We start from the raw sequence: 16,626 nt of genomic DNA on the forward strand, positions 1-16,626 counted from the left end.
GACCGGTCGCACAACCCTTTAGGTCGGCTCGGTCCGGAGGTGTGAGTATGCGAATCGCACTCCTCGGTGGGACCGGCGACATCGGCGAGGGCCTCGCCCTCCGCTGGGCCTACCACACCGACCACGAGGTCATCATCGGGTCGCGCGACCCCGACAAGGCCCGCGAGAAGGCCGACGAGTACGAGACCGAACTCTCCAGCCGCGGCCGCGACGTGAAGGTAAACGGCTTCACGAACGAGATGGCCGCCGACCGCGCCTCCGTGGTCGTCCTCGCCGTGCCGCCGTACCACGTCTCCGACACCGTCGAGGCCGTCGCCGACTCCCTGTCCGAGGGCGACGTGCTCGTCACGCCCGCCGCGGGCATCAAGCGCGACGACGACGGCTTCCACTACCACCCGCCGAAAGCGGGGAGCGTGACGGCGCTCGTCGCCGACGCGGCCCCCGACGACGTGCCGGTGGTCGGCGCGTTCCACAACCTCGCGGCCGGTCGACTGGCCGACCTCGACGCCGACCTCGGCATCGACACGCTCCTCGTCGCCGACGACGAGGACGCAAAGGAGACCGTGCGCCTGCTCGCCGAGGGCATCGACGGCCTCCGCGCCCTCGACGGCGGCGGCCTCGCCAACGCCGCCGAAATCGAGGCGGTGACGCCGCTTCTCATCAACGTCGCACAGAACAACGACGGGATGCACGACCTCGGCATCGAGTTCAAGTAACGGCGTTCGACCCGCGCCTGACGCGATTTCTCACGACGGTTCCGACCGCGGCACCGTCGCCGCCTCCCCGTAGAGCGTCCGCGCCACGAGCAGTCCGACGACGGCGACGAGCGCGACGCAGGCGAGGTACTCGACGCGGAAGCCGACCACCTCGGCCATCGGAACGGCCACGAGCGGGCCGAGGGTCGACCCCGAGTCGCCGAAGACGTTGTAGACGCCGCCGAGTTTGCCCACGTCGTCGGCCGGGCTGAGGTCGCCGAGATAGGCTAACAGCGGCGGGTTCGACCCGCCGACGCCGACGCCGATGAGCGCCACGCCCGCGAGCGTCGACGGGAGCGTCGGCACGAGCGCCAGCAGGGTGAATCCGGACGCGAGGACGCCGAGCGCGGGCAGCGTCAGCGCCGCGCGGTTCGACAGGCGGTCGGAGTACCGCCCGACGACGAGCGTCGTGACGCTCGACGCGACGACGCCGACGGCCATCACGACGCCGCTGACGCCCGCCCCCGAGAGGCCGCCGAGCGAGATGTCGTTCGCCGTCGCGTACAGCACGGCCGTCGAGAGGAGGACGCCCGCAAACAGAAAGCGGACGGCGAAGTTCACGGTGCCGACGGTGAAGATGCGGATGTCCGACCGCACCAGCCGCGGCACGTCGCGGAGCGAACTCGCCGCCGTCACGTCGGTCTGCACGTCCGGGAGGACGGAGATGGCGACGAGGGCGGCGAACAGGCCCGCACAGCCCGCGACGGCGAACGCGGTGGCGTAGCCGAACGCGTCGGTGACGAGACCGCCGACGACGAGGCCCGCGGGGAACCCGAGGCTCTGGCCGCCGCGCATGTAGCCGACCCACTTCCCGCGGTTTTCGCCCGAGGTGACGTGCGTGATGGTGCTGAACGCGCCGACGAAGACGAACGCCGAGCCGACGCCCCAGCAGGCCCGCGACAGGAGGAAGATAGTCGCGCTGTCGAGCGGAATCGGGCCGGGGTTCAGCCCGAGGACGTAGCCGAACGGCGACAGCCCCTGCACGACGAACCCGGCTATCATCGGTCGGCGCGTCCCCATCCGGTCGAGTATCTGCCCGGCGGGCGTGTTCACGACCAGCCGAGTGAACCGGTTCGCCGAGAGGATGAGGCCGACCACGAACGGCGTGATGCCGATGATGGGACCGAGCGTCGGCAGCGTCGGGAAGGCGACGCCCGCGCCGACGCCGCCGAAGAAGACGCCCGCGATGAGGCTCCCGGCGACGAACTCGACTGACGGCTCGTCGCCGCCGAACAGCCGACTCACGCGGCCGACCCTCGGGTGACGGGCGCGGCGCGGTGGGTCGTGGAGGGCGCGGGAGCGAACTGGCGGACGCGGCTTCGGGAGGCGTGCATCGAGAGAGTGCGCTATCGTGGGTGCACGCCCTTGGTGCTTTGCAATCGGGCCGTCTCGTCCGGGAACTGCGGGCGGCGAGCGGCGGCGGTCGAACGTTGCGGTCGCGGGAGCCGCCGCGGCCGTCTCAGAAGCGGGCTTTCAGCTCTTCGCGCAGGTCGTCGAGCGAGGCGTCCTTCATCGACAGCAGGACGAGCAGGTGGTAGACGAGGTCGGCGCTCTCGTAGAGCAGTTCCTCGCGGTCGTCGTCCTTGGCCGCGAGGATGGCCTCGGTCGTCTCCTCGCCGAGCTTTTCGAGGACGTAGTTCTCGCCTTTCTCGTGGGTGAAAAGCGTCGTCGTGTAGGAGTCCTCGGGGAGTTCCGCCTTGCGCGACTCGATGGTCGCAAAGAGCTCGTCTAGGACCTCGTCGGTCGGGGTGTCGGCGTCCATGGTCGCACGACGGGCGGGCGCGGAAAAAGACCCTCTGGTTCCGGTGACCGGCGGCACCCCCGTCGGGGAGTCCGCGCCGCCGGTCGAGCGCTCCGCTCAGGCGTCGACTTCGACCGCCAGTTCGTCGAAGAACGCGAGGTCGTGGATGCGGCTGTCGGGCGTCAGTTCGGGGTGGAAGGAGGTGCCGACGACGGGGCCGTCGCGGACGGCGACCGGGTTGCCGTCCCACTCGGCGAGCACCTCCACGCCGTCGCCGACCTCGTCGATGAGGGGCGCGCGGATGAACACCGCGGGGAACGGCGAGTCGAGGCCGGCCACGTCCAGCGGGGCCTCGAAGCTGTCGACCTGCCGGCCGAAGGCGTTGCGGTCGACCGTCACGTCGAGGAGGTCGAGCGTGGTCACGCGGTCGTCCTTGGCGTCGCGGGAGGCGACGATGAGGCCGGCGCAGGTGGCGAGGACGGGTTTCCCGGCGTCGACGTGGGCGCGAATCTCGTCGTCGATGCCCTCGCGTTCGAGGAGTCGGGAGATGGTCGTGGACTCGCCGCCCGGCATGAGTAACACGTCGCAGTCGGGGACGAGGCCGTCGCTTCGAATCTCGACGATTTCGGCGTCGACGCCGTGGGCCGCGGCGGCCCGCTCGACGGCGTCGGCGTGCTCGGACACGTCGCCCTGCACGGCGACGACGCCGGCGCGTAGCGTGGTCATGGAGGGGTCTCGGGAAGCCGCGGACAAAAAGCGTCCGTTCGGCGGTCGGCGCGGTTCAGAGCGCGAGCGCGTTCAGCACCAGAATGCCGATGCCGAACAGCGCTCCCGTGGCGACGACGGTCTTGGGGTCGACTCGAATCGCGTTGCGGTCCTCCGCGTCGAAGTAGCGGACGAGGCCCGCGCTCGACATCAGACCGCCGCTGTTCTGGCCCTTGCTCATGTTCCACCGTCCGTGCGTCCGCCGCGTAAACGTTTCGGCTCGCGCTCGGAACGCGCCCCGCCGCGGCCGGAAAACCTCGCTCATCGGACGGGCCCGCTCGCGGCCGTCTCGGGGGTCGACGGGTCGGAACCCGTTTTGAATGGCCGGAAGCACAACCGGAGAGGTGCGGGCCCATGAGTAATCCTTATGCGCGGGGGCAGGCAAGTTGCGTCGGGATACGATGACTGTTCGACTCTTGGACTTCTACGCGGACTGGTGCGGCCCTTGTAAGACGCAGGACCCGATTCTCGACGACCTCGAGGGCGACTACGAGAACGTCGAGTTCGTCAAGGTCGACGTCGACGAGGAACAGGACGTTGCCAACCAGTATCAGGTTCGCTCGCTCCCGACGCTCATCGTCGAGAACGACGACGGCATCGTCGACCGCTTCGTGGGCGTCACCCAGCGCGACGACATCGAATCGGCGCTGAGCCAGGCCGGCGCGTAGGCGCGCCGCGGACCGCCGCGTTTTCCGACCCATCCAGATGGCCGCCGAGAGCGCCGCGAGCGCCGGCGGTGTGTCTCGCAAGCGTTATACGACCGGCGGGGGGACTCGTATGCATGGCTAGTGACGCTGCGACGAAGCGGACGCTCGAGAAGCAGATCTGCATGCGGTGCAACGCGCGCAACCCCCAGAAGGCAAAGCAGTGCCGCAAGTGCGGCTACAAGCACCTTCGACCCAAGTCGAAGGAACGCCGCGCCGCGTAAGCCCGCACGCTTCTCTCTCAGGCGTCTCGCCGATACAGTTCGACCAGCACCGCGAGCAGCGCGAGCTGGACGAGTTTGTCCACGATGCCGCCGATTCCGAAGATATTCGGCCAGTTCAGCGCGACGTAGAGGACCACCTGTCCGACGGTGAAGGGGATGCCGAGCAACACCACCCGCGAGCGGAGGCGCTCGTCGCCGCGCAGGACGCCGACGATGCCGGCGGCGAAGCCCGCCGCGGCCCCGATGAACGCGATGCCGAGCGGGTCGGCGAGGTTCGCGGCCAGCGCGCCCGCCCCGAGGACGAGGTGAATCACGCCGGTCACGGCCGCGAGGCCGACGCCGACGTAGTGCAGTCGCGTCAGGTCGCCGCCCGCGCCCCCGGTCGTGTCGGTCGCCATCTCAGGCCTCCGGGTACTTCGGTTCGCGGCGCTCCGCGCGTTCGAGCGCGCGTTCGAGCGCGTCGCGGACGGTGTCGCCCCCGACCTCGTTCTCGAAGGGGTCGCCGTGGCCGGCGTACAGCGCCTCGACGGTCGACGGGAGGCGGTCGAGGAGCGTGTGCAGGCTGCTGATGAGGCGTTCGCGGGACTGTCCCGGCATGTCGGTACGACCGAAACTGCCGTCGTCGAACGCGCCGTCGTTGTAGACGAACACGTCGCCGGAAAACAGCGACCGCCCGCTCACGAGCGAGACGTGGTCGTCGGCGTGACCCGGCGTGTAGATGACCTCGAACGATTCGTCGCCCATCTCGACGCGGTCGCCGTCTTCGAGTTCGTGCGTTCGAAGCGGGTGGTCGGCGTAGGCGTACACATCCGGGGCGAACCGCTCGACCACCGCGTCGAGTTCGCCCACGTGGTCCGAGTGCTGATGGGTGACGACCACCGCGTCGAGGTCGTCGGTGTGCTCGGCGACGACCTCCTCGACGCCGGGCATCGTTCCGGCGTCGACGAGGACGGTTCGCGCGCCGAGGACGAGGTAGGCGTTGCAGGTGAAGCTCTCGGCGTCGGCGGTGACTGGGATGACTTCCATACCTCCGCGTACGCGCCCGAACGGAAAAAGTCGGACGGGCGAGACGTTCCCCGCGACACCGCAACTCGCCCCCAAACGTCGAACTCGCGCGACAAATCCTTTTTGGGGCTCGGTCGTGTACGTATGACTGTATGGGATTTGGGAGCTACGACGAGTCCGAACAAGGAGACCAGAACGTCGACTTCGACGAGGAAGACGGCGTCACGACGAGCGAGGAGAAACACGAGGGCGAGGTCGATTTCGAAATCGGCGCGTCCAACGACGAACTCCTCGACCGGCTCCAGGAGATTAAAGACGAGTGAAGCCGGGGTCTCGCGCCCTCGGGGTCGCGGAATCTTCCCCCGGGGCGGCGCGCGCACCCACAGACGACGCTGACGACGCTCATTTTTCGACAGACCCGTCTCCGGAGAGCGTCCTCTGCGGCGCGGTCGTCCGCGCCGACCGGGTCGTCGACGGCCTCGCCTTCGAGACGTGCACCGTCGGCGGCGACGACGCGACCGACGCCATCGCCTCGCTGTACGCCTCGCTCGACCGCGAGGACGTGCGCTACCTGCTCGTCTCCGGCATCGCCCCGGCGTGGTTCAACCTCGTCGACGTCGAGCACCTCGCCGCGGACCTCGACCGCCCGGTGCTCTCGGTCTCCTTCGAGGAGAGCGATGGGCTCGAACCCGCGCTCTCGGCTCACTTCTCGGGCGCGGCGCTCGACCGGCGACTCGCCACGTACCGCGCGGCCCCGCCCCGTCGACGGCTCGATGTGAACGGCGAGACGGTGTTCGTCCGGGCCGCCGGCTGCGACGACGACGAGGCCGCGCGGGTCGTCCGCGGGTTCACCCCGGTCGGCGGTCGTCCCGAACCGATTCGCGTGGCCCGGATGGCCGCCCGCGCCGCGCGACGCTTCGCCGGGGATTAAGCCGTCCCCGCCCTCGAACCGAGTATGGAACACATGGAGGGCCTCTGCGTGACGGGCTGCGAGCAGTGCCCCGAACTCGTCGACTCGCGGAGTCGCATCGTCAACGGGGTCGGCCCCGACGACGCCGACCTGCTCTTCCTCGGCGAAGCGCCGGGCGCGAAGGAAGACGAGGGCGGCGAGCCGTTCGTGGGTCGCTCCGGCTCCGTGCTTGACGACGCGCTCCGCGAGGCCGGCCTCGCCCGCGCCGACGTTCGCATCACCAACTGCGTGCGCTGCCGCCCGCCGGACAACCGCGACCCGACGAGCGAGGAACTGTCGAACTGCCGGGGCTACCTCGCCCGCGAACTCGAACTCGTCGACCCCGAGCTAATCGTCACCCTCGGGAAAGTGCCCTCGCAGCACCTGCTCGACCGCGGCGTCGCCATCACGAACGAGTCAGGGTCGGTCGTGGACGCCCGCGTCGGCGACGCCTCCTACCGCGTCCTCCTCTCGGTTCACCCCGCGGCGACGCTCTACGACCGGAGCCAGCGCGAGGGCTTCTTCGAGACCATCGCGCGCGCCGCCGACCTCTCGGGACTCGCCGACTCCTCGGACGGACAGGCCAGCCTCGGCGACTTCTGAAGGCGGCGAGCGGGAGCGAGTTCAGGCCGATGCGTCGCTGACTTCGATTCGCTCGCCGACCGGTTCTTCGGGTCGGTTCGCCCGCTTTTTCGCCCGGGCGTGCTCTCTGAGGTGCGCGCCCGCGTCGAGCGCGGTCTTGACGACGACCATGACGACGAGCGCCGCGGCGGGCGCGCCCGAGGCGGCGACGAGGAACGCGCCGAGGATGATGGTCAGGTGGAGGACGATGACCCGCCGGTAGGGTTCGGACATCTGTTTGCCGGGCGAGACGCTCCGGTACTCCTCGCGGCCGACGAAGTTGGCGGCGAACGACCCGCCGTGGCTGAGGACCGTCGCGCCCGCCGCGAGGAGGACCGCGCCGAGCGGGACGCCGCCGACCGCGCCGGCCGCCCCGCCCGCGAAGGCGTCGAACGACCAGACGAACACGCCGTGGACGACCCAGAAAATCCCGTAGTGCATGGCGAAAAAGCCCGCGATGGGGACGTTCGAGGGGTAGAAGTGAAAGCCGTCGCGGGGCGATTCGGGCGGCGAGAGGTCCACCCGCCGACCGTTGATGGTGGCGTTGATGCTCGACCCGCCGTCGCCGCGGCCGCTGGCGGCGAGAATCTTCGGGACGTTCAGCAGGCCGACGACGCCGCTTTCGAGCCAGTAGGCGACGAGCAGCGCCTTCAAGCTCCAGTCGAACCAGACGACGCCGACGAGGGGGACGAGGTTCGCGACCACGAGCGCGGGGAGGGCGACGGGCGAGGCGGCGAGACCAGACCCCGAGGAGGCGGCGTGCGACGGCGAAGGAGTGGAACGCGGCGACGACGGCATGGCTACGCTGTGAGACGCGACGGACCGATAAAAACCGTACCGCGAGGGAACCGCCGAGTCGGGTCGCCGGAGTTACTCCCAGATGGAGCGGGCCATCCGCTGGGGGAACTCGATGACGAGTTTGAGGACGCTCATGCCCTCTTCTTCCTCGCCGCGGATGTACGAGCGAACGCGCTGGCTCACGAACTCGACGGAGACGACGAGCACGAAGATGACGAGAATCGTCGCCATCATGTTCGTGTACTTGAACAGGCTCCGCTGGGTCTGCAGGACGTAGCCGATGCCACCGCCGCCGATGAGCCCCATCGTGACGGCGATGCGCGTGTTGATTTCGAGGATGTACATTGTCCACGCGATGAAGGGCGTAAAGACCTGCGAGAGCATCCCGAAGACGACCGTCTGCCGGCGGTTCGCGCCGGTCGACTCGATGGCCTCTATCGGTCCGTCTTCGACCTCTTCGAGCGCGTCGGTAAACAGGCGGCCGAGGTTGCCCATCGTGTCGGTCCCGATGGCGAGCGTCGCCGTGAACGGCGAGACGCCGCCGAGCGGGATGTAGATGAGCGCCCAGACGAGCGCCGGGATGGCGCGGATGACGCTCATCGTGCCGCGGAAGATGAAGTTGAAGGGGTAGGGAGTCACCCGCTCGGAGCCGAGGACGCCGAGGAGGAGCGCGCCGGGGATGCCGAGGACGGTTCCGGCGAAGCCCATCGCCAGCGTGACGATGGCCGCGCCGAACAGGTCCCGCTCCTGGATGAACTGCCAGTAGGAGCCGAAATCGACGAACGGGAGGCCGAACAGCGTCGTCCGCGGGAAGAAGTCCCCGAGCGCCTCCTGGAACTCGGGCCAGTAGTAGAGGATTTCGGCGACCGAGAAGCCGACCTCCGAGAGCGCCTCGAAGAAGAAGAAACCGAAGACGACCGAGATGGCGAACGCCATCCCCCACTTGATTCGCTTCGTGAGGGTGATGTCTCGGAGCGCGCGGTCGAGCGTCCCCGTCTGGGACTCGGTGCCGCCGTCGGCTCGCGCGTCGCGGGGTCGGTCCTCGCCGTTTCGCGGGCCGCCGCCGGAGGTTGGGTCGCCGCCGCTCATGCGCTCACCTCTGTCCCCTCGCGGATGTCCGCGGTCTGCACGTCGCCGTAGATGCGGTCGATGACGTCGACGGTCAGGTCCTCGCGGTAGCCGTCGAAGACGAGTTCTCCGTCGCGGAGCGCGAGGAACCGCTCGCCGAACTCGCGGGCGAGGTTCACCTGGTGGAGGCTCGCGAGCGTCGAGAGGTCGCGCTCCGCGGCCGCGCTCCGGATGTACCCCATCACCGTCTCGGCGCTGGCGGGGTCGAGGCTGGCGACGGGTTCGTCGGCCAAAAGCAGGCTCGGCCCCTGAACGAGCGCGCGGGCGATACCGACGCGCTGTTGCTGGCCGCCGCTCATGCTCCGGGTCCGCTGGTTCGCCTGGTCGAGCAGTCCGACCGTCTCCAGCGCGCGGAGCGCCTCGAACTTGTCTTCTTCCGCGTGCCAGCCGACGAGACTACGGAAGAACGAGGTGCGGTTGAGCGCGCCGGTCAGCGCGTTGCCGTAGGCGCTGAGCTGACCCAGCACGTAGTGTTGCTGGAAAATCATGGCCACGTCGTCGCGCGGGCCTTTAACCGGCTCGCCGTCGATTCGAATCTCGCCGGACGTCGGGTTTGTCAGGCCGTTCAGACAGCGGAGGAGCGTGGATTTCCCCGCCCCCGACTGCCCGAGGAGCACGGCGAACTCGCCGTCCTCGATGGTGAAAGAGACGTCGTCCAACGCCCGGACGTCGCCGAACGCTTTCGTGAGGTTACGTACTTCGATGGTACTCATAGTGTGTGGGCGGACTTCCCGCGTCTACGGTTCGTGGGCGCGGCACCGCCAAAATGATACTGCAATGGAATTGTTTGTGAGTTGATTACTGTCCGAGAGAGATTCCGAGCGTGTCGATGACGTTCTGAATCGGCTGGTAGTCCTCGACGGTACCCGGCTCGACGCCGGTGAACCAGAGCTGTTGGTCGTCGGAGAGGTCCTCGTTGATGAGGTCGTCCTGCGTGACGCTCGTGAGTGCGTCCGTCATCGACGACTTCATCTCCGATTCCAGTTCGGAACGGACGATTATCGGCGCGCGGGGGATGGGGTCAGAGACCGCGAGCAGTTGGAGTTCGGGGTCCGCGGTTCCGAGGTCGCCGTCGTTCTCGGCGGAGGTGTCGAGGAACTGCTGGGGGAACTGGTCTTTCGGGACGTGCGGTGCGGTCGAGAACGCGCCCGTGCCGGCGGCGACGACCTCGTCGCGGTTGACGAGCGTCTCGCGGGCGGTCGCGTGGTCGGACCACTGGCCGGTGAAGTCGACGGGCTCGCCGTCGGGGGCGTTGCCCGTGTCGAGGCCGGCCTGATTCAGCATGAAAAGCGGGAACAGCGACCCGCTCGTCGAGAGGCGGTCGGCGAACGCGACGGTCTCGCCTTCGAGGTCGGCGAGTTCCTCGATACCGCTGTCGGGCGTCGTCGTCATGATGGAGAAGTACTTCGCCGCGCCGTAGGCCACGCGGATACCCATGACCTCGGTCACGCCCTCGTTGCCGCCCTGAATGGCGATGGTCGGCGAGGAGTCGGCGAGGTCGGCCTGCCCGGATTTGAACGCCTGGTACACCGCGGCGTAGTCCGCGGCGACCGACGACTCGACGGTCACGCCCGTCTCGGATTCGAGGTACTCGAACAGCGGTTGATACTGCTGTTGGATATCGACGTCCGATTCGGACGGCGTGAGGAGGAAGTTGACCGAATCCGACCCACCCGTGACGCTGCCGATACACCCGCTCAACCCCGAAACGCCGAGCGCGCCGAGCGCGCCGGTCTTCTTGAGGAAACTCCGTCGGGAAGACATGTGATTCGTCAGAACACTCAGACACACTGAGGTTAAATCTTCCTATTCTTTCTCCGTATAGATACATAGATATAAAGTCATATTGCGTACTCTGTGAGTAAACATAGAACAGTCGGGCGATTTTGTGATACCGCGTCGGTCCCGCGGTCATCGGGCGACCGTCGCCGCGACGGAAACTCACTTGCCTCCCGGTCTCGCACGTGTACGCATGAGCACGACACAGTCGCCCGAAGAGACCCTCGCCGACGTGGTGATGGTCGACTACGGGCTCGGAAACCTCCGGAGCGCCATGCGAGGGCTCGAACGCGCGGGGGCGAACGTCGTCGTCTCCGACGACCCGGCCGACTTCGACGACGCCGACGGCATCGTTCTCCCCGGCGTCGGCGCGTTCTCCGAGGGGATGGAGAACGCCGGCCCCTTCCGCGAACCGCTCGCCGAGGCCGCCGCCGACGGGACGCCCATCTTCGGTATCTGTCTCGGGATGCAGATGCTGCTGACCTCCTCCGAGGAGGCCGACCACGCGGGCGAGGGCGAGGTCGAGGGGCTCGACTTCATCCCCGGCCGCAACGTCCGCTTCGACGAGGGACAGAAGGTCCCGCACATGGGCTGGAACGAACTCAACGTCCGGCGCGACCACCCGCTCGTCGAGGGCGTCGACGGCGAGTACGCCTACTTCGTCCACTCGTACTACGCCGACCCCGACGACGAGGACGCGGTCGTCGCGTCGACCGACTACGGCGTGGAGTTCCCCGCGGTCGTCGCCAACGAGGAGGGAACCGTCTTCGGCACGCAGTTCCACCCCGAGAAGTCCGGCGAGACCGGGCTGACCATCCTCCGCAACTTCGTCGAGTTCTGCGCGGAGCGATAGGCCGAATCTGCCTGCCCCGACGGTCTTTTGTCGCCGCTTCGTGAAGGGGTGTCCATGCAGGCAGTCACGCTCGGCCCGGCGGGCACGTACTCCCATCGCGCCGCCCGCGCGGTCGCCGACGACGTCGCCTTCCGAGAATCGGTCACCTCCATCGTCCAAGCGGTCGCCGACGGGTCGTTCGAGCGCGGCGTCGTTCCCATCGAAAACAGCATCGAAGGGAGCGTCACCGAGAGCCTCGACGCCGTGGCGAACTCGGACGTGAGCGTCGTCCAGGAAATCGTCACGCCCATCCGCCACGCGCTGTTGGCCCAGAGCGCGAACTTCGACGTCGTCGCCAGCCACTCGCAGGCGCTCGCGCAGTGTCGGTCCTACCTCGAAGAGAACTACCCCGACGCGAAGCTCGAAGCCGTCGCCAGCACGGCCCGCGGCGTCGAACGCGCCCGCGCGGACCCGTCGGTCGCGGGCATCGGTCACCCCGACAACGTTGGCGACGACCTCGAAATCATCGCCGAGGACATCCAGGACCAGTCGTCGAACGCGACGCGGTTCCTCGTCATCGCGCCCGAGTCCGCCCGCTCGGACGCCGGCGGCAAGAGTTCGCTCGTCGTCTACCCCAACGCCAACTACCCCGGACTCCTCTTGGAACTGCTCGAAGCGTTCGCCGAACGCGACATCAACCTCTCGCGCATCGAGTCGCGCCCGAGCGGCAACCGCCTCGGCGACTACCTGTTCCACATCGACGCCGACGCCGGCCTCTACGAAGAGCGGATGCAGGAGGCGCTCGAAGAGGTCGAGGGCATCGCCCGCAACGGCTGGGTTCGCGTCCTCGGGTCGTACGACACGCGGCACGTCCTGTACTGAGCATCCGCGGCCCCCGTTCCGCGGTCCGGCCGGGCGCTCTCGATATGTGGGTCTGAGCACATCTTTCTTTGCCGTCGGCGACGTACTCGGACGCGTATGCAGCGAAACCCGTTCGACGAGATAGAAGACCTGTTCGACCGGATGGGCCGGTCGTTCGAGGAGTCCGGTATCGGTCGGTTCCAAGACATCTCCCTCGACGTCGTCGACGACGACGAGGTCATCGAGGTCGTCGCCGACCTCCCCGGCTTCGAGAAGGACGACCTCGACGTGAGCGTCAGCGGGCGGCGACTCACCATCGCGGCCGACCACGAGGAGTCGTCGGAGGTCGACGACGACCGGTACGTCCGCCGCGAGCGGAGCCAGCGGTCCGTCTCCCGGACGATTACGCTCCCCGCCGAGGTCGTCCGCGACGAGGTGACGGCGTCGTACAAAAACGGCGTCCTGACCGTGACGCTCCCGAAGGCCGAACCCGCGGGCGACGACTCCACGCAAATCGACATCGAGTGACGCGGCTCATCTTTTGAATACCGGTGCCTCCAGTCCTGTAGCGTGCGAATTGCTATCTACGTTCCGGAAACGATTATCTCCTCAGACGGCGTCCATATGCCTCGGTGAAAAAACACATGATGCGACGTACCAACCCCTTCGACGACTTCGAGGAACTGTTCGAGCGAATGTCCCGCCAGTTCGACGAGATGGGACGGCAGTTCGACCGTTCGGGCGTGATGGCGCAGGTCCGCCACGAGATGGCAATCGACGTCACCGACCACGACGGCGAAATCGTCGTCACCATCGACCTCCCGGGCTACGAGAAGGAGGACATCTCCCTGTCGGTCGCCAACCGCACGCTGACGGTCGACGCGACGCGCGAACTCGACGAGGAACGCGCCGACGGCGAATACCTCCGCCGCGAGCGCCGCCACGAGTCCGCCCGCCGCACGATTCGCCTCCCCGAGTCGGTCGACGAGGACGGCGCGTCCGCCGGCTACCACAACGGCGTCCTGACGGTCACCCTCCCCAAGCGCGACGTCGAACCCGACGACTCCCGCCGCATCGACATCGACTGAGCCGGCGTCGCCGCCCCGATACCCGCTGGCGCGTCGCCCGCGACAGGCTCTCTCTTGGTGGGTCGCTCGCTGCTTTCGTTCCCGTTTTCGTTTCCATTTTCGTTTCTTTGCCCGCACGGCGGCGCGTCACGGTCGCGATTTGCGCCGTCAGTTCTGTACCGGTCTCGATTCTGGCGAAACGAGGATTCGACGCCGTTTCGCGGCCAGTCTCTCCCGTTTGTCTCGTGCCACCGTGTGGCAATATCTGCCGCAATCAGACAGCCACACAAGTCGAGTATAGGAGTTATTTTAGGCCGGGGTACCACTACCACGGATATGGACTACGACCCGCAGGAACTCGAAGCGCGTTGGCGGGAGCGCTGGTCCGAGACCGGCCGATACGAGGCCGACCCGGACGCAGACGCCGACGACGCGACGTTCGTGACGGTGCCCTATCCGTACCCCAGCGGCGGGATGCACATCGGGCACGCGCGGACGTACACCGTTCCCGACGTGTACGCTCGCTACCGACGACAGCAGGGCGACAACGTCCTGTTTCCCATCGCGTGGCACGTCACCGGAACGCCCATCATCGGCGCGGTCGAGCGCCTGAAAAACCGCGAGGAGAAACAGCTCTCGGTTCTGACCGACACCTACAACGTCCCCGAGGACACGCTTTCGGACCTCGAATCGCCCATGGGCTGGGCGCGGTACTTCATCGAGGAACACTACAAGAAGGGGATGCAGTCGCTCGGTCTGTCGGTGGACTGGCGGCGCGAGTTCACCACGAACAACGAGCGCTACTCGAAGTTCGTCGAGTGGCAGTACCGGACGCTCCGCGAGCGCGGGCGACTGGAGAAGGGCCTCCACCCCGTCAAGTTCTGTACGAACGAGGAACAGCCGGTCACGACCCACGACCTGCTCGAAGGCGAGAACGCCGAGTTCCAAGAGTACACGCTGGTCCGCTTCGGCTGGGAGCGAGACGGCGGCGACGTGGTCGTCCCGATGGCGACCCTGCGCCCCGAGACGGTCCGCGGCGTGACCAACGCCTACATCGACCCCGAGGCGACCTACGTGGTCGCCGAGGTCGACGGTGAGACGTGGTTCGTCTCCGAGTACGCGGCCGACAAACTCGAATATCAGGCCCGCGACGTGGAGGTTCTCGAAACCGTCGAGGGTGCCGAACTCGTCGGCCAGACGGTCGAGAACCCCGTCACCGGCGACGACGTGCTCGTCCTGCCGGCCGACTTCGTCGACGCCGACAACGCGACGGGCGTCGTCATGTCCGTCCCGGCCCACAGCCCCGACGACTACGTGGCGCTGCAGGAGGCCAAGGCCGACGCCGACTACCTCGAATCGTTCGGCATCGACCCCGCCGACGTGGCGGCCATCGAACCGATTCCGATTCTCGACATCGACTCCGAGGACGACGCGTACGGCGAGATTCCCGCGAAGTCGGCCGTCGAGAACCGCGGAATCGAGTCCTCCGACGACCCCGCCCTCGAAAAGGCCACGAAGGACCTCTACAACAAGGAGTTCCACGCGGGCCGCCTCAAAGAGTTCTACGGCGACTACGCCGGCGGCCTCGTCGAGGAGGTCCGCGACGACTACAAGGCCGACGGCATCGAGGCCGGCCAGTTCGACGTGATGCAGGAGTTCTCCGAGGAGGTCGTCTGCCGCTGCGGCGGCGACGTCGTCGTCGCCGAACAGGACACGTGGTTCCTCTCGTACGACGACGAGGACTGGAAGCGACTCGCCCACGACGTGGCCGACGGGCTGGACGCCATCCCCGAGAACACCCGCGACGAGTACCACCACACCATCGACTGGCTCAACGGGTGGCCGTGTATCCGCAACTACGGCCTCGGAACCCGCCTGCCGTGGGACGACCAGTTCGTCATTGAGCCCCTCTCGGACTCGACCATCTACATGGCGTACTACACCATCGCCCACCGCCTGCAGGAGATTCCGACCGAGGAACTCACCCAGGAGTTCTTCGACGCGCTGTTCTACGGGGCCGACGCGGTCGACGACGCCCCCGAGAAAGCGCTCGAACTGCGCGAGGAGTGGGACTACTGGTACCCCGTCGACTACCGGTTCTCCGGGAACGACCTCATCACGAACCACCTGACGTTCTACCAGTTCCACCACGGCGAACTGTTCGACGAGCCGCAGTGGCCCCAGGGCATCGTCATCATGGGCATGGGCCTGCTCGAAGGCCAGAAGATGTCGTCCTCGAAGGGTCACGTCGTCCTCCCCGGCGAGGCCATCGGCGAGTACGGCGCGGACACCGTCCGCTTCTTCCTGCTCAACTCCGCGGAGCCGTGGCAGGACTACGACTGGCGCGACGACCTCGTCGGCTCGGTCCACGACCAGCTCGAACGGTTCTGGAACCGCGCGCAGGAGATTATCGCCGACCCCGGACCGGACGAGCGGCCCGAACTGGAGACGGTCGACCGCTGGCTCCTGTCGAAGCTGCAGGACACCGTCCGCGACGTGACGACCGCGATGGACGAGTCCGAGACGCGCTCGGCCAGTCAGGCGGCGTTCTACAACTTCGAGGAGTCGCTGCGGTGGTACCGCCGCCGGACCGACCTCGACCGCCCGGCCGCGAAGTGGACGCTCCGGACGGTCCTCGAAACCCGTCTGCGCCTGCTCGCGCCGTTCATCCCGTTCATGACGAACGAGCTGCACGAGCAGTTGACCGGCACGCCCGCCGAGGACGCGCCGTGGCCCGAACCGGACGCCGAGTTCGAAGACGAGTCGGTCGAACTCGAAGAGCGACAGGTCGAGCGCCTGACCGAGGACGTGCGCGACATCATCGACGTGACCGACTCCGACCCCGACACCATCCGGGTCTACGTCGCCGCCGACTGGAAGCGCGACGTGTTCGAGACGGTCGTCGACAACGGCGACAACGTCGGCGCAATCATGGGTCAGGTCATGCAGGACCCCGACCTCCGCGAGAAGGGCAACGACGTGAACGACCTCGTGCAGGACCTCGTCGACCAGACCCGCGGGCGCGACGAATCGACGCTCCGCGCGCAGCTCGAACTGGACGAGGCCGGCACCTACGAGCGCGCAGCCGACTTCCTCGCCCGCGAGTTCGACGCCGAGGTCGAGGTGTTCGCCGAGGACGACCCCGACATCGTCGACCCCGCCGACCGCGCCTCGAAGGCGATTCCGTTCCGCCCCGCGGTCCACCTCGAATAGCCGGGCGCGCCGCGACACGACCGGGTTCTATTTTTCAGCGCTGATACGCAGCCGCGAGCACTGCTAAAAACGCCAACTGAGCCGACTATCCGGGCGCTCCCCTAGATTTACGGTATCACATACGATAATTAATACATGCTGTGCGAGGCATGCGAAGTCGAGATGTATCGCGTGGACGACGAAA

At 67.6% G+C, this 16,626-nt stretch carries 21 protein-coding genes; 11 read left to right on the forward strand and 10 right to left on the reverse strand.

What is annotated here, in order from left to right; translation table 11 throughout:
- The first annotated feature begins 47 nt into the window (after positions 1–47).
- A complete protein-coding gene (gene npdG, locus ABY42_RS01975; RefSeq protein WP_004973466.1) occupies positions 48–716 on the forward strand; it encodes an NADPH-dependent F420 reductase in 669 nt (222 codons plus the stop codon).
- A 30-nt stretch (positions 717–746) separates the two neighbouring features.
- Here the strand turns inward: npdG and ABY42_RS01980 are convergent, their stop codons facing one another.
- From ABY42_RS01980 to ABY42_RS01995, 4 genes are all read right to left on the reverse strand, one after another.
- On the reverse strand, positions 747–2,000 hold the full coding sequence (locus ABY42_RS01980; RefSeq protein WP_004973464.1) for an MFS transporter: 1,254 nt from the start codon (positions 1,998–2,000) through the stop codon (positions 747–749).
- A 214-nt stretch (positions 2,001–2,214) separates the two neighbouring features.
- Positions 2,215–2,517, reverse strand: a complete 303-nt coding sequence (gene hisE, locus ABY42_RS01985) for a phosphoribosyl-ATP diphosphatase (RefSeq protein WP_050458577.1) — start codon at positions 2,515–2,517, stop codon at positions 2,215–2,217.
- A 96-nt stretch (positions 2,518–2,613) separates the two neighbouring features.
- Positions 2,614–3,222, reverse strand: coding sequence for a pyridoxal 5'-phosphate synthase glutaminase subunit PdxT (gene pdxT, locus ABY42_RS01990; protein WP_004973460.1), 609 nt, complete (start codon positions 3,220–3,222; stop codon positions 2,614–2,616).
- A gap of 55 nt (positions 3,223–3,277) precedes the next feature.
- Positions 3,278–3,442 (reverse strand): preprotein translocase subunit Sec61beta, encoded by a 165-nt coding sequence (locus tag ABY42_RS01995; RefSeq protein WP_049904986.1) that lies wholly within the window; start codon positions 3,440–3,442, stop codon positions 3,278–3,280.
- A 205-nt stretch (positions 3,443–3,647) separates the two neighbouring features.
- On the opposite strand from ABY42_RS01995, the gene trxA reads away from it, so the two are divergent.
- A complete protein-coding gene (gene trxA, locus ABY42_RS02000; protein ID WP_394295171.1) occupies positions 3,648–3,929 on the forward strand; it encodes a thioredoxin in 282 nt (93 codons plus the stop codon).
- A gap of 113 nt (positions 3,930–4,042) precedes the next feature.
- On the forward strand, positions 4,043–4,189 hold the full coding sequence (locus tag ABY42_RS02005; protein ID WP_004044485.1) for a 50S ribosomal protein L40e: 147 nt from the start codon (positions 4,043–4,045) through the stop codon (positions 4,187–4,189).
- 17 nt (positions 4,190–4,206) lie between these two features.
- Here the strand turns inward: ABY42_RS02005 and ABY42_RS02010 are convergent, their stop codons facing one another.
- Positions 4,207–4,587 carry a hypothetical protein gene (locus ABY42_RS02010; protein WP_004973454.1) on the reverse strand — a complete coding sequence of 127 codons (381 nt, stop codon included), beginning with the start codon at positions 4,585–4,587 and terminating at the stop codon, positions 4,207–4,209.
- A gap of 1 nt (position 4,588) precedes the next feature.
- Entirely contained in the window at positions 4,589–5,215 is a 627-nt protein-coding gene (locus tag ABY42_RS02015; RefSeq protein ID WP_050458578.1) for an MBL fold metallo-hydrolase, read from the reverse strand.
- Positions 5,216–5,346: 131 nt separating this feature from the next.
- Between ABY42_RS02015 and ABY42_RS02020 the strand changes: the two genes are divergently transcribed.
- The 3 genes from ABY42_RS02020 to ABY42_RS02030 are packed head-to-tail and all read left to right on the forward strand — an operon-like array spanning position 5,347 to position 6,746.
- The gene (locus ABY42_RS02020; RefSeq protein WP_004044482.1) at positions 5,347–5,517 is read left to right on the forward strand and encodes a DUF5786 family protein; all 171 of its coding nucleotides are present in this window, start codon (positions 5,347–5,349) and stop codon (positions 5,515–5,517) included.
- A complete protein-coding gene (locus ABY42_RS02025; RefSeq protein WP_050458579.1) occupies positions 5,514–6,125 on the forward strand; it encodes an endonuclease dU in 612 nt (203 codons plus the stop codon). Before ABY42_RS02020 ends, ABY42_RS02025 begins: the two co-directional genes overlap by 4 nt.
- Positions 6,126–6,149: 24 nt before the next feature.
- Positions 6,150–6,746 carry a uracil-DNA glycosylase gene (locus ABY42_RS02030; RefSeq protein WP_050458580.1) on the forward strand — a complete coding sequence of 199 codons (597 nt, stop codon included), beginning with the start codon at positions 6,150–6,152 and terminating at the stop codon, positions 6,744–6,746.
- A gap of 21 nt (positions 6,747–6,767) precedes the next feature.
- Here the strand turns inward: ABY42_RS02030 and ABY42_RS02035 are convergent, their stop codons facing one another.
- The 4 genes from ABY42_RS02035 to ABY42_RS02050 form a co-directional block, all read right to left on the reverse strand.
- Positions 6,768–7,562 carry a DUF6498-containing protein gene (locus ABY42_RS02035; RefSeq protein WP_050458582.1) on the reverse strand — a complete coding sequence of 265 codons (795 nt, stop codon included), beginning with the start codon at positions 7,560–7,562 and terminating at the stop codon, positions 6,768–6,770.
- A gap of 72 nt (positions 7,563–7,634) precedes the next feature.
- Entirely contained in the window at positions 7,635–8,651 is a 1,017-nt protein-coding gene (gene phnE, locus ABY42_RS02040) for a phosphonate ABC transporter, permease protein PhnE (protein WP_231608291.1), read from the reverse strand.
- Positions 8,648–9,403 carry a phosphonate ABC transporter ATP-binding protein gene (locus ABY42_RS02045; RefSeq protein WP_050458583.1) on the reverse strand — a complete coding sequence of 252 codons (756 nt, stop codon included), beginning with the start codon at positions 9,401–9,403 and terminating at the stop codon, positions 8,648–8,650. Before ABY42_RS02045 ends, phnE begins: the two co-directional genes overlap by 4 nt.
- An 85-nt stretch (positions 9,404–9,488) precedes the next feature.
- Positions 9,489–10,454 carry a phosphate/phosphite/phosphonate ABC transporter substrate-binding protein gene (locus ABY42_RS02050; RefSeq protein WP_050458584.1) on the reverse strand — a complete coding sequence of 322 codons (966 nt, stop codon included), beginning with the start codon at positions 10,452–10,454 and terminating at the stop codon, positions 9,489–9,491.
- 208 nt (positions 10,455–10,662) lie between these two features.
- On the opposite strand from ABY42_RS02050, the gene hisH reads away from it, so the two are divergent.
- The 5 genes from hisH to leuS all read left to right on the forward strand — a co-directional run bounded on the left by hisH (position 10,663) and on the right by leuS (position 16,442).
- The gene (hisH, locus tag ABY42_RS02055; protein WP_004973446.1) at positions 10,663–11,322 is read left to right on the forward strand and encodes an imidazole glycerol phosphate synthase subunit HisH; all 660 of its coding nucleotides are present in this window, start codon (positions 10,663–10,665) and stop codon (positions 11,320–11,322) included.
- 54 nt (positions 11,323–11,376) lie between these two features.
- The gene (gene pheA, locus ABY42_RS02060; RefSeq protein ID WP_004973442.1) at positions 11,377–12,183 is read left to right on the forward strand and encodes a prephenate dehydratase; all 807 of its coding nucleotides are present in this window, start codon (positions 11,377–11,379) and stop codon (positions 12,181–12,183) included.
- Positions 12,184–12,279: 96 nt separating this feature from the next.
- Positions 12,280–12,690 carry an archaeal heat shock protein Hsp14 gene (hsp14, locus tag ABY42_RS02065; protein ID WP_050458585.1) on the forward strand — a complete coding sequence of 137 codons (411 nt, stop codon included), beginning with the start codon at positions 12,280–12,282 and terminating at the stop codon, positions 12,688–12,690.
- Positions 12,691–12,806: 116 nt separating this feature from the next.
- Positions 12,807–13,250 (forward strand): archaeal heat shock protein Hsp14, encoded by a 444-nt coding sequence (gene hsp14 / locus ABY42_RS02070; protein WP_004973439.1) that lies wholly within the window; start codon positions 12,807–12,809, stop codon positions 13,248–13,250.
- Between the two features lie 315 nt (positions 13,251–13,565).
- Entirely contained in the window at positions 13,566–16,442 is a 2,877-nt protein-coding gene (gene leuS / locus ABY42_RS02075; protein WP_050458586.1) for a leucine--tRNA ligase, read from the forward strand.
- Positions 16,443–16,626: the final 184 nt, after the last annotated feature.

Origin of the sequence: Haloferax gibbonsii (assembly GCF_001190965.1) — an archaeon.
GTDB classification, from domain to species: domain Archaea; phylum Halobacteriota; class Halobacteria; order Halobacteriales; family Haloferacaceae; genus Haloferax; species Haloferax gibbonsii.

Coding starts and splice junctions, on each gene's coding strand:
- ABY42_RS02015 (WP_050458578.1), bottom strand. CDS start 5,215: ATGGAAGTCATCCCAGTCACCGCCGACGCCGAGAGCTTCACCTGCAAC.
- ABY42_RS02035 (WP_050458582.1), bottom strand. CDS start 7,562: ATGCCGTCGTCGCCGCGTTCCACTCCTTCGCCGTCGCACGCCGCCTCC.
- hsp14 (WP_050458585.1), top strand. CDS start 12,280: ATGCAGCGAAACCCGTTCGACGAGATAGAAGACCTGTTCGACCGGATG.
- npdG (WP_004973466.1), top strand. CDS start 48: ATGCGAATCGCACTCCTCGGTGGGACCGGCGACATCGGCGAGGGCCTC.
- pdxT (WP_004973460.1), bottom strand. CDS start 3,222: ATGACCACGCTACGCGCCGGCGTCGTCGCCGTGCAGGGCGACGTGTCC.
- ABY42_RS02005 (WP_004044485.1), top strand. CDS start 4,043: ATGGCTAGTGACGCTGCGACGAAGCGGACGCTCGAGAAGCAGATCTGC.
- ABY42_RS01995 (WP_049904986.1), bottom strand. CDS start 3,442: ATGAGCAAGGGCCAGAACAGCGGCGGTCTGATGTCGAGCGCGGGCCTC.
- pheA (WP_004973442.1), top strand. CDS start 11,377: ATGCAGGCAGTCACGCTCGGCCCGGCGGGCACGTACTCCCATCGCGCC.
- leuS (WP_050458586.1), top strand. CDS start 13,566: ATGGACTACGACCCGCAGGAACTCGAAGCGCGTTGGCGGGAGCGCTGG.
- hisE (WP_050458577.1), bottom strand. CDS start 2,517: ATGGACGCCGACACCCCGACCGACGAGGTCCTAGACGAGCTCTTTGCG.
- ABY42_RS02010 (WP_004973454.1), bottom strand. CDS start 4,587: ATGGCGACCGACACGACCGGGGGCGCGGGCGGCGACCTGACGCGACTG.
- hisH (WP_004973446.1), top strand. CDS start 10,663: ATGAGCACGACACAGTCGCCCGAAGAGACCCTCGCCGACGTGGTGATG.
- ABY42_RS02030 (WP_050458580.1), top strand. CDS start 6,150: ATGGAACACATGGAGGGCCTCTGCGTGACGGGCTGCGAGCAGTGCCCC.
- ABY42_RS02050 (WP_050458584.1), bottom strand. CDS start 10,454: ATGTCTTCCCGACGGAGTTTCCTCAAGAAGACCGGCGCGCTCGGCGCG.
- ABY42_RS02045 (WP_050458583.1), bottom strand. CDS start 9,403: ATGAGTACCATCGAAGTACGTAACCTCACGAAAGCGTTCGGCGACGTC.
- phnE (WP_231608291.1), bottom strand. CDS start 8,651: ATGAGCGGCGGCGACCCAACCTCCGGCGGCGGCCCGCGAAACGGCGAG.
- hsp14 (WP_004973439.1), top strand. CDS start 12,807: ATGATGCGACGTACCAACCCCTTCGACGACTTCGAGGAACTGTTCGAG.
- ABY42_RS02020 (WP_004044482.1), top strand. CDS start 5,347: ATGGGATTTGGGAGCTACGACGAGTCCGAACAAGGAGACCAGAACGTC.